Consider the following 9,912-nt stretch of genomic DNA (forward strand, 5'->3'; position numbering starts at 1 on the left):
TCCGGTCGATGAACGGCGGACCGGCGGGCGGTCACCTGACGGGGGTGGCCGTGCGCGGAACGGGTGCGGGGCGAGCGGGTGCGGCTTCGGCGGCGCGGCGCAGGCGGCGCTGATCCTGCAGGATCCGCCGATTGAGGATCCGCTCGTCGCGGGGCGTCACGGCCCGGTTCTTGCGGGCCAGCAGATCGAGCTGTTCCCAACTCAGGCCGTCGAGGTCGCCGTCGGAGTCGTGGGTGGCGACGACGATGCTGCCGCGGAGCAGAGGCACCGACTTTGCAGTGAAAGACGTTGTCGCTGCGAGCAATTCGGTGGCGCTACGGTTGACGCGACGCTGGCAACGGCGGGTGGTCGGGCTGAACCAGAAGTCGAACTGCCGGTCGGCGCTGGTCAGGCATTGCAGGCCTTGGTCGTGGATCAGTTGGGTGATGTCGGCCTGGGTGTAGGCGCGAGTTTCATAAACTGCGCCGCTGGCGCTGAAGTAGAGGACGGTATTCATATCGGTTTCCCATTCGGCTCTTTCTCTGCGGACTGTGCTCGCACCGGTACCGGGTGCTGTTACAAAAGTTACCCGTGTGACATTTGAGGTAAACATCGATAACGGTTCGGATAATTCCCCGTGCACCGCCGAATTTGCACCGCCCTAGCCGATCGATCGGTTCGAAGACCACTTACTGCCACCCCTAAGCCAATTGCTGCCAACGGAAATCAATGCCGCCGAGCAGTGCGTTGTGGAGAGCAGACCGGATAGGAAAACCCCGAACCGGTAACCAACCTCCACACGGAAGGGCTTCGAAATGACGAAGTTCGGATTTGCCAGCATCGTCGCCACCGGATTCGCCGCCGCCCTGGTCGGGCTGGCCGCGCCGGCCCAGGCCGACATCACCCACCACCAGTGGATCAACGACATCCAGCAACACGCCAGCACCGGCCAGGTCACCTCGACTGTCGGCAACGGCCGTTGAGCCGGTCGCTGAACACAGCACGCGAAGGGGCACCCGGAAACGGGTGCCCCTTTCTTGTATGGCGGCTTGTAGCCTGACCCGGATGAGTACGGAGCCAGTGGAGTTCGTCGGCCTGCGTTTCGTCTCCGTGGGCCAGGACGACTCCTTGGCGGCCCCACTGCTCGACGAGCTCGCCACCGAGTATCACTCGCGCTACGGAGACCTCAGCGGCACCGAGTACGCAGACATGCGGACCTACCCGGCAGAACACTTCGCGGCGCCGGGCGGCGTGCTCGTCGTGGGACTCGCCGGCGGCACACCGGTTGCCGGGGGTGCGTTCCGCCGCCTCGACGCGTCGACGGCCGAGCTGAAACGCATCTGGACGTCCTCGGCGCACCGCGGACGGGGCTACGGCAAGCTCGTCGTCGCCGAGCTGGAGCGCATCGCCCACGACCGTGGCTACACCCGGGTGTACCTGACCACCGGCCCCCGCCAGCCCGAGGCGGTGGCGCTCTATCTCTCGACCGGATACACCGCCCTCTATGACCGGTCGCTCCCGCCCGAGCAGATTGGTGTGCACGCCTTCGAAAAGCGGCTCTAGCTGCGCACTTGCTTCCCGGAGCCGTAAGGATGGTCACAGTCGCTTTCTCTGGCAGGTGTTGCAGTGATAGACAACGGCTGTGTCTGGGGATCCCGTGCTCGAGCCGGGCCGGACCTGCTGGGCGGTCGACAACGCCGACAACGTCGCCTTCATCGTCGACGGCGCGGACTACTTCCGGCAGGTCAAGGCCGCGCTGCTGCGCGCCCAGCACCGGGTCATCCTGGTCGGCTGGGATTTCGACGGCAGGACCACCCTGGAGCAGGGCGAGGACACGCTGCCCGGCCCCAACCAGCTGGGCGCGTTCCTCTACTGGCTGTTGTGGAAGAAGCCCGGACTGGAAATCCATGTCCTGAAGTCCAATCTGCGCCTGCTCCCGGTGTTCGACGACCTCTGGTACGGCCTGACGCCGGTGACGGTGCTGAATCGGCTCAGCGGCAGGCGAATCCGCTTCGCGGTGGATGGTGACCACCCCACCGGGGCGGTGCACCATCAGAAGATCGTGGTGGTCGACGACGTGCTCGCCTTCTGCGGTGGCATCGACCTCACCGTGGGGCGCTGGGACACCTCGGAACACCTGGACGACAACGCATTTCGTAGGGAGTACGGCCCCCGCCACGAGGTGGCCGCCGCCGTCGACGGCGCCGCCGCCCGCCGGCTCGCCGCCGTCGCCCGCTACCGCTGGGAGTCGGCGACGGGACAGGCCCTGGAGAGCCTGGACGCAACGCACCGGGCCTGGCCGCGCGGACTCGACCCCGACCTGCGCGACGTCGGGGTCGGCATCGCACGGACCACACCGGATCTGCCGGATCGCGACGAGGTGCGCGAGGTGGAGGCACTGAACCTGGCCGCCATCGCCGCCGCGCGGCACACGATCTATCTGGAGAACCAGTACCTGGCCTCGCGCACCCTGGTAGACGCGCTCGCCGACCGGCTCCGGGAGGCCGATGGTCCGGAGATCGTCATCGTGTTGCCCCGCCGCTCTGAGAGCAGGCTGGAGCAGGAGTCGATGGACAGCGCCCGCAAGCTGCTCCTGGAATTGCTCTGGGCCGCCGATGAGCACGACCGGCTGGGCGTCTACTGGCCGGTGGCCGAAAACGGGACGAACATCTACGTCCACTCCAAGGTCATGGCGGTCGATGACCGGTTGCTGCGCATCGGTTCGTCGAACCTGAACAACCGTTCGATGGGTTTCGACAGCGAGTGCGACGTGGCGATCGAGGCCGGCACGGACGACGACACCATCCGGCAGGCGATCACCACCTTCCGGAACCGGCTGATCGGTGAGCATCTCGGTGTCGGAGGCGACGACTTCGGCGCGGACCTGCGCGACGGCGCGACCTTCCTGCAGGCTGTCGAGGCGCTGACCGGCGAGGGCAGGACGCTGCGCCGGTTCACTGCCGAGACGGTTGCCGATGAGGGCAGTCCGCTGGCCGAGAACGATCTGATGGATCCCGACCATGTACCCCGGTCGCTGGCGACCAGTGTGCGGCGCTTCCTCACCGGGCTCGCCACCTGACGTCAGCAAACGCCCGTCGGTGATAGGTTCCGGCCATGCATGGGTGCGGCGACGGCTGCGGTGACGGAATCTCGCGGCGCTCGGCCCTTGCGGCGTCGGTGGCCGCCGTGCTCGGTGGCGCGGCAATGGCAACTGCGGCCCGCGGGTCCGCAGCCCCGGCGCCGGCCGGGCTGCCCGACAATGCGCTGATCACCCTCGGCGTGCAAGCGGGACCGCCGCCGGTGGCGCACCGCACCGGCATCTCCTCGGCGCTGAAGATCGGCGGCGATGTCTATCAGATCGATTGCGGTCTGGGATCTTTGAACGCCTTCGCCAATGCCGGCCTGCACTTCGACCAGCTCAAGAGCCTGTTCGTCACGCACCTGCACACCGACCACATCGTGGACTACTACAGCTTCTTCCTGTCCGGCGGCTACACCGCGGCGCCGGGGAAGGCCGCCGTCACCGTGTACGGTCCGGGACCCGCGGGCGGACTGCCGCCCAGTGAGGTCGGCAATCCCGATCCGCCGGTCGTCGACCCGGCCGAACCCACCCCGGGGATCGCGGCGATGACGGCGGCGCTGCACCGGGCCTTCGCCTACACCAGCAATATCTTCATCCGCGATATGGGAACCGACGACATCCAGAGCCTGGTCTCCGTCAACGAGATCGTGGTGCCGCCGGGCTCGGACTACCTCAATCGGTCACCGCGCATCGCGCCCTTCCCGGTGATGAGCGACGACAACGTGACCGTCACCGCCACCCTGGTCAGTCACTACGACGTGTACCCGGCGTTCGCGTTCCGGTTCGATCTCAAGAAATCGGCTGTGTCGGTGACGTTTTCGGGCGACACCACCAAGTCGGACAACGTCATCGAACTGGCGCGCGACACCGACATCCTGGTACATGAGGCGCAGTTCAGCCTCGCCGACACCGGCGCCAACAGCAGGTTCCCACCCGGCTATCTGGTGCGATCACACACCTCGGCCGAACAGGTCGGTGAGGTTGCCGCCGCCGCAAAGGCCAAACATGTTGTCTTGAGCCACTATTCGCCGACGGACCTGCCCGACTCGGCGTGGCAGGGCGCCATCGGCAAGCATTTCGCCGGCAGGGTGACGGTCGCTCGCGACGGCCAGGTCTTCGCGCTCTAGCCGGCCGGATCCGGTATCCGGTCGCCGAACAGGCGCACCGCGTTCTCGTAACCGACCTTGCGGCGGTCGGCCTCACTCATCGGATAGGACGACAGGAATTCGGCGCCGGCCACGTTGTCGTCCATCGGATAGTCCACCGAGAACATCACCCGGTCGGCCCCCAGCACCGACAAGGTGCAGGCCATCGCCGGCGGCGAGAAATTGCCGCTCGTGGTGACGAAGAAGTTGTCCCGCAGATACTCCGACGGGAGCTTGGCGAGGCCTCCACCACCCGACCCGCCCAGTCCGTAGTACCGGTCGGTGCGAAAAGCCGTGAACGGCAACATCTCCCCGAGATGTCCGAGGATCATCTGCAGCTTCGGGTGCCGGTCGAAGAGTCCGGAATAGATCAACCGCAGCGCATGGGTCCCGGCTTCCACCGCAAAACCCCACGACGCCAGGTGCAGCCCCTGATCGGTGTAGGGAGCGAACCAGGCCTCCATGACCGCCGGATGCGGCGTGGTCGGATGCAGGTAGACGGGCACCCCCAGGGTCTCGGCGGTGTCGAACAGCGGCTCGTAGGCGGGATCGTCGAGGTACCGGCCATGGGTGTGCCCGTTGACCAGGGCGCCCACGAACCCCAGATCGGTGATCGCCCGGCGCAACTCGGCGGCGGCGGCGTCGGGATCCTGGGTGGCCAGCGTGGCGAAGGCGCCGAACCTGCGGGGGTACTGCCGCACCGTCTCGGCCAGGTTGTCGTTCGCCCGGCGGGCGTAATCCACGGCCTGCGCGGCGTCGGTGTACTCCTGCACGCCCGGGTCGAACAGCGACAGGATCTGGAAATCGATACCGGCGGCATCCATCTGCTCCAGGCGCAACGGTCCACGATCGTAGAGCCGGTCGTAGCCGAGCCGATTGTGGGAGTGCAGCCACGACGCCACCACGTTGTCGTCACTTGCGGGGTCCCAGGCGTAGTGCTCTTCGAGCGCTATCAGGTGCATATCGGTGAGGATACGTACCCCGACTGCCATCCGGCGGTCAATTGCTGCCAATGGAATTACCCGACGAGAGGGTGCGTTATGCACACCAGAAGCAACCACAGCATCCCACGAAAGGGATTGGAAATGAAGAAGTTTGGATTCACCGGAATCATCGCCACCGCCTTCGCCGCTGCCGTCGTCGGACTGGCCGCGCCCGCCCAGGCGGATATCGCCCACCACGAATGGGTGCACGACAATCAGCAGCGGGCCACCACCGGTCAGGTCACGTCGACCTTCGGCAATGGTCGTTGAGCCGGTCGTTGATCGACCCGTTCAGGAGGGGCACCCGCAACCGGGTGCCCCTCCTTTTTTGTTACGCCCGAACCGCCGTTCACCGCAACGCGGGGAATAGCCATACTGCACATGTGGTTGGGAACCCATGACGACAACAGCGGGGGTAACGCGCATGAAGTTCGGAATCTCGACATTCGTGAACGACGACACCATCGACACGGTGACGCTGGCGAAGGCAATCGAGGAGCGGGGCTTCGAGTCGCTGTCCATCGCCGAGCACACCCACATCCCGGCCAGCCGGGAATCGGCGTACCCGATGGGTGGTGAGCTGCCCGACTACTACTACCGAACCCTCGATCCGTTCGTCACCCTCGCCGCGGCGGCGGCCGTCACCTCGACCATCGAGCTCATCACCGGTATCGCCCTGCTCATTCAGCGTGACCCGATCGTCACCGCGAAAGAGGCCGCGAGCATCGACCTGATCTCGAACGGCCGCTTCGTCTTCGGCGTCGGCGCCGGCTGGAACCTGGAAGAGCTGCGGCACCACGGCACCGATCCCAAGACTCGGGGCGCGCTGCTCGATGAGCGCATCGAGGCCATCAAGGCCCTGTGGACCTCCGAGCCCGCCGAGTATCACGGCAAGTACGTCGACTTCGACTCGTCCTACCTGCGGCCCAAGCCGGTCCAGACGCCCCACCCGCCGATCCTCATCGGCGGCAACTCGGACGCCACGGTCAAGCGGATCATCCGCCACGGTGCGGGCTGGATCTCCAACCCACTGCCCGTCGATGCGCTGACTCAGCGCGTCGAGCAGTTGCGCGCCGGAGCCGGACACGACGTGCCGCTGTTCCAGTTCAACACCCCCGTCGATCCCGAATACTGGAGTGCCGTCGAGAAACTCGGGTTTGATCACCTGGGTCTGGCGTTGCCGATTCTGCCGCGGGACGAGTCGCTGCGCCTGCTCGACGACTTCGCGGCCACGGTGGCCGGGTACCGCAGCTAGCCGGTCCGGGCCGATGCGTGACTGGGCGCCAGCAGCGCCGCCCGCATCAGCTCGCAGACCACGGCGCGGGCGGCTTCGCTGTTTTCGTACTGGGTGAGCCTGCCGAGGTCGATGACCAATGCGAACGCCGCGTGCACGACGAAGCGGGCTTCGCGTTCGGTGAGGTCGGAGTGGATCGCGGCGAGCAGCCGGGACCACTCCTCGACATTGGCCCGTTGGATGTTGTGCAGCATGGTCCGGTCACTGGACGGCAGGCTGGTGCGTTCGGTGAAGTACAGGTAGTCGATCTCCGGGTTGTCGAAAGACCTTGCGACATAAGAGGCGACGAGCTGGTCCAGCGCCGCCTTCGGGTCCGCTTCGGTGGACAGGATCTCGGCGGTGTCGCCGGAGAGCCGGTCGGCGGCCCGGCGAAACAGTGCGGCGAGGATGTCGGCCTTGCCGGGGAAATAGCGATAGATACCGGACGCGGGCATGCCCACCGCGGCGGCGATGTCGTCCACGGTGGTTTCGCGGTAGCCGCGCAGATGGAAGAACGTCATCGACGCGCGCAGGACCGCCTCGTACCGGCCCGTCGTGGTGATGCCGGTCGCGGGCGGCGTCGCGGTGGACGGCGGGGTGCTGGGCACCAGTTCGGGGATGTCGGCCCAGAAGACCGCCGCGGTCTGTTTGGCGAACAGCTGCTGGATGCGGCCTGCCGACAGCGTGGTCTTGTGGTCGACGAGGGAACCGATCACGCTGAGCACGCCCACCGACAATGTCCAGCGCTGGTGCGAGGTCAGGTCGGGCCGCAGCGCGACCAGCGGTTCCTGCAGTCGGCGATTGACCAGTTCGAGCTGCCCACCGAGGATGGCGCTGTCCTGTTCGGTGAGGTAGCGCCCACCCCACCGGTACACCCCGCCGGTGCTGCGGTTGCGGATCGAGACGTCGATCAGTCCGGTCACCAATGCGGTGAACAGGTCGGCACCGCCGTCGGTGGAGGATTCGGCCACCTCGGTGCCGTCGACCAGCTGCTGGCTCAGGGACAGCACAGCGTCGCGGAACAAGTCGTACTTGCTGGGCGAGTGCCTGTACAGCGCGGCCGCCGAGACGCCGACGCGCCGGGCGATATCTTCCATGCTGACCGCGTGATAGCCCAGGTCGCTGAACGCTTCGGCTGAGACACCGGCGATTTGCGCCTTCCGGTCCTTGGGGCGCCGCCGCATTTCGGGCATCCCCCGAGCATAGGCCACGGACTCTCGTAATGGCGGATAACTTCGGTATGGGCAGCAATCACGTGTCGTCCTACAGCCAGGAGCGTCAAACGGGATATGCACAGATCATGCGGCGAATTGCGTAGGGCCTGGCCGCCACCGAACGTCCCTATCAGCCAGAATAGCGATTAACTTAATCCTTGCACCCGACACCATGTTGTGACACGCTTCACACATGAATCGGTGGGGATCGCTGTGAGTACGGAGCCTCTCGAGCAGGGCAGGCGGCCGGTCCCGACGACGGAGCGGACCCGGATCGCCATCCCACGGCGACGGGTGAAAGCCCGTCGGTACAACTCGAGTGACAACGCCGGCCTCGCGCTCTCGGATGCCGTGGACTTCTGGTCGTTCGCCGGAGCAGCGGCCAACGTGGTCATGCAACTGTCGTGGCCGGAAGTCGGCTATGGCGTCGTGGAGAGCCGGGTCCAGTCCGGAAGCCTGATGCACCATCCGTGGAAGCGGGCCCGCACCACCACCCAATATCTCGCGGTCGCCATCCTCGGCACCGACGACGAGCGCGCCGCCTACCGCGATGCCGTGAACGGTGCCCACCGTCAGGTCCGGTCGCACAGCGGAAGTCCGGTCACCTACAACGCATTCGACCGCACGCTCCAAATGTGGGTGGCAGCTTGCCTTTACGTCGGATTCGAGGACACCTACCAATTGCTGCACGGTCGCATGACGGTGCCCGAGCGTGAGCACTTCTACTCGACGGCCATGCCGCTGGGCACCACCCTGCAGGTCACCGAGGACCAGTGGCCCCCGACGCGCGCCGAGTTCGACGACTACTGGAACATCGCCTGCCGGCGCATCCACATCGACGGCCGCGTGCGCGCCTACCTGCTGGCGCTCGTGGATCTGCAGATGGTGCGACTGCCCCTGCGCGTCACCTTCGCCCCACTGTTGCGCTTCCTCACCCTCGGGACGCTGGCCCCGGTGTTCCGGGACGCGATGGGACTGGACTGGAGCGAGCGCGACCAGCGCCGGTTCGAGCGACTCTTCGTGCTCGTCGCCGCCGTCAACAGGGTGCTGCCACGTTTCGTGCGGCAGGGCGCGACGCGCGTGCTGATGGGCGACGTCCGGCGCAGGATCCGGCGGCACAAAGCGTTGATCTGAGGATGGCTCGGGAGATGTGAATAAGTGTTCTTACAGTTCAAGGCACGTCTCAGCCGTATCGGACGCGGCGAAATCTGACATAAGACCGCGGCAAAACGGGCATTCGTGATAGGACGCAAGCGAGGGTGGCAGGCTACAGGGCTCGCAGAAAGTGAATCATCATTCCGTACTATCGGAACGCTGAGACGGTCGCAACAGGGGAAGGGTCGTTGACAGTGACGTTTGGCCAGGGGGTCCCGTGTCGGTGAAGGACGCCGGCACGGACGCGCACGGCGGAGACGGCCTTGCGGCCATCGAGGGTTGGGCTGGCGGGTATCTGCGGCGCCACCCGCTCGCGTCCATCGCGACCGTCGGCGACCAGTTCGTCGTCGGTGTCCGCACCCTGCAGTATCTGTTCGCGGATCTGTTCACCGGGCGCTTTCCGTGGGGTGAATTCGTGCGCCAGGGCGCGTTCATGGCGGGCACCTCCGTCGTGCCCACCGTCCTGGTGGCGTTGCCGATCGGCGTCACGCTCTCGATCCAGTTCGCGCTGTTGGCCGGCCAGGTCGGCGCCACGTCACTGGCGGGCGCGGCCAGCGGCCTGGCGGTCATCCGGCAGGCGGCCTCCCTGGTGGCGGCAGTCCTGATGGCCGCGGCGGTCGGGTCGGCCATCACCGCCGACCTCGGATCACGCACCATGCGTGAGGAGATCGACGCCATGGAGGTCATGGGGGTCTCGGTGCTGCGCCGGTTGGTGGTGCCCCGCTTCGCCGCGGCGATCCTGATCGGCGTCGCCCTGACCGGCGTGGTGTGCTTCGTCGGGTTCCTGGCGAGCTACCTGTTCAATGTGTACTTCCAGAACGGCGCGCCAGGCAGCTTCGTGGCGACCTTCGCGTCGTTCACCACCACCGGCGACATGGTGCTCGCCCTGTTCAAGGCCGTCATCTACGGTGCCATCGTCGCCGTGGTGGCATGCCAGAAAGGGTTGTCCACCAAGGGCGGACCCACCGGTGTGGCCAATTCGGTGAACGCCGCAGTGGTCGAATCGATCCTGATCCTGATGATCGTCAACGTCGCGATCAGTCAGCTGTACACGATGCTCTTCCCGCGGACCGGGCTCTGA

At 66.3% G+C, this 9,912-nt stretch carries 11 protein-coding genes; 8 read left to right on the plus strand and 3 right to left on the minus strand.

Annotation, left to right across the window (positions count from 1 at the left end):
• Nucleotides 1–31: 31 nt before the first annotated feature.
• A complete protein-coding gene (locus AC1DY7_RS23500; RefSeq protein WP_477496136.1) occupies nucleotides 32–496 on the minus strand; it encodes a hypothetical protein in 465 nt (154 codons plus the stop codon).
• A gap of 298 nt (nucleotides 497–794) precedes the next feature.
• On the opposite strand from AC1DY7_RS23500, the gene AC1DY7_RS23505 reads away from it, so the two are divergent.
• The 4 genes from AC1DY7_RS23505 to AC1DY7_RS23520 all read left to right on the plus strand — a co-directional run bounded on the left by AC1DY7_RS23505 (nucleotide 795) and on the right by AC1DY7_RS23520 (nucleotide 4,188).
• Nucleotides 795–962 (plus strand): hypothetical protein, encoded by a 168-nt coding sequence (locus tag AC1DY7_RS23505; RefSeq protein ID WP_477496137.1) that lies wholly within the window; start codon nucleotides 795–797, stop codon nucleotides 960–962.
• Nucleotides 963–1,044: 82 nt separating this feature from the next.
• Nucleotides 1,045–1,542 carry a GNAT family N-acetyltransferase gene (locus tag AC1DY7_RS23510; protein WP_477496138.1) on the plus strand — a complete coding sequence of 166 codons (498 nt, stop codon included), beginning with the start codon at nucleotides 1,045–1,047 and terminating at the stop codon, nucleotides 1,540–1,542.
• Between the two features lie 79 nt (nucleotides 1,543–1,621).
• Complete coding sequence (locus AC1DY7_RS23515; RefSeq protein ID WP_477496139.1) at nucleotides 1,622–3,058, plus strand: phospholipase D-like domain-containing protein; 1,437 nt, start codon at nucleotides 1,622–1,624, stop codon at nucleotides 3,056–3,058.
• A gap of 35 nt (nucleotides 3,059–3,093) precedes the next feature.
• Nucleotides 3,094–4,188, plus strand: a complete 1,095-nt coding sequence (locus AC1DY7_RS23520; protein WP_477496140.1) for an MBL fold metallo-hydrolase — start codon at nucleotides 3,094–3,096, stop codon at nucleotides 4,186–4,188.
• On the opposite strand, the gene AC1DY7_RS23525 is transcribed toward AC1DY7_RS23520, so the two are convergent.
• Nucleotides 4,185–5,168, minus strand: a complete 984-nt coding sequence (locus AC1DY7_RS23525) for an amidohydrolase family protein (RefSeq protein ID WP_477496141.1) — start codon at nucleotides 5,166–5,168, stop codon at nucleotides 4,185–4,187. The two genes, AC1DY7_RS23520 and AC1DY7_RS23525, sit on opposite strands and share 4 nt — an antisense overlap.
• A 123-nt stretch (nucleotides 5,169–5,291) precedes the next feature.
• Between AC1DY7_RS23525 and AC1DY7_RS23530 the strand changes: the two genes are divergently transcribed.
• Together AC1DY7_RS23530 and AC1DY7_RS23535 are read left to right on the plus strand one after the other, a co-directional pair.
• The gene (locus AC1DY7_RS23530; protein WP_477496142.1) at nucleotides 5,292–5,459 is read left to right on the plus strand and encodes a hypothetical protein; all 168 of its coding nucleotides are present in this window, start codon (nucleotides 5,292–5,294) and stop codon (nucleotides 5,457–5,459) included.
• A gap of 154 nt (nucleotides 5,460–5,613) precedes the next feature.
• Nucleotides 5,614–6,444 (plus strand): LLM class F420-dependent oxidoreductase, encoded by an 831-nt coding sequence (locus AC1DY7_RS23535; RefSeq protein ID WP_477496143.1) that lies wholly within the window; start codon nucleotides 5,614–5,616, stop codon nucleotides 6,442–6,444.
• Here the strand turns inward: AC1DY7_RS23535 and AC1DY7_RS23540 are convergent.
• Nucleotides 6,441–7,646: a TetR/AcrR family transcriptional regulator gene (locus AC1DY7_RS23540; RefSeq protein ID WP_477496191.1), complete on the minus strand. Its 1,206-nt coding sequence runs from the start codon at nucleotides 7,644–7,646 to the stop codon at nucleotides 6,441–6,443. The genes AC1DY7_RS23535 and AC1DY7_RS23540 overlap by 4 nt on opposite strands.
• Nucleotides 7,647–7,889: 243 nt before the next feature.
• On the opposite strand from AC1DY7_RS23540, the gene AC1DY7_RS23545 reads away from it, so the two are divergent.
• Together AC1DY7_RS23545 and AC1DY7_RS23550 are read left to right on the plus strand one after the other, a co-directional pair.
• Nucleotides 7,890–8,810 (plus strand): oxygenase MpaB family protein, encoded by a 921-nt coding sequence (locus AC1DY7_RS23545; protein ID WP_477496144.1) that lies wholly within the window; start codon nucleotides 7,890–7,892, stop codon nucleotides 8,808–8,810.
• 238 nt (nucleotides 8,811–9,048) lie between these two features.
• On the plus strand, nucleotides 9,049–9,912 hold the full coding sequence (locus AC1DY7_RS23550; protein WP_477496145.1) for an MlaE family ABC transporter permease: 864 nt from the start codon (nucleotides 9,049–9,051) through the stop codon (nucleotides 9,910–9,912).

The sequence above is a fragment of the Mycobacterium sp. P2_H7 genome, from assembly GCF_056403275.1.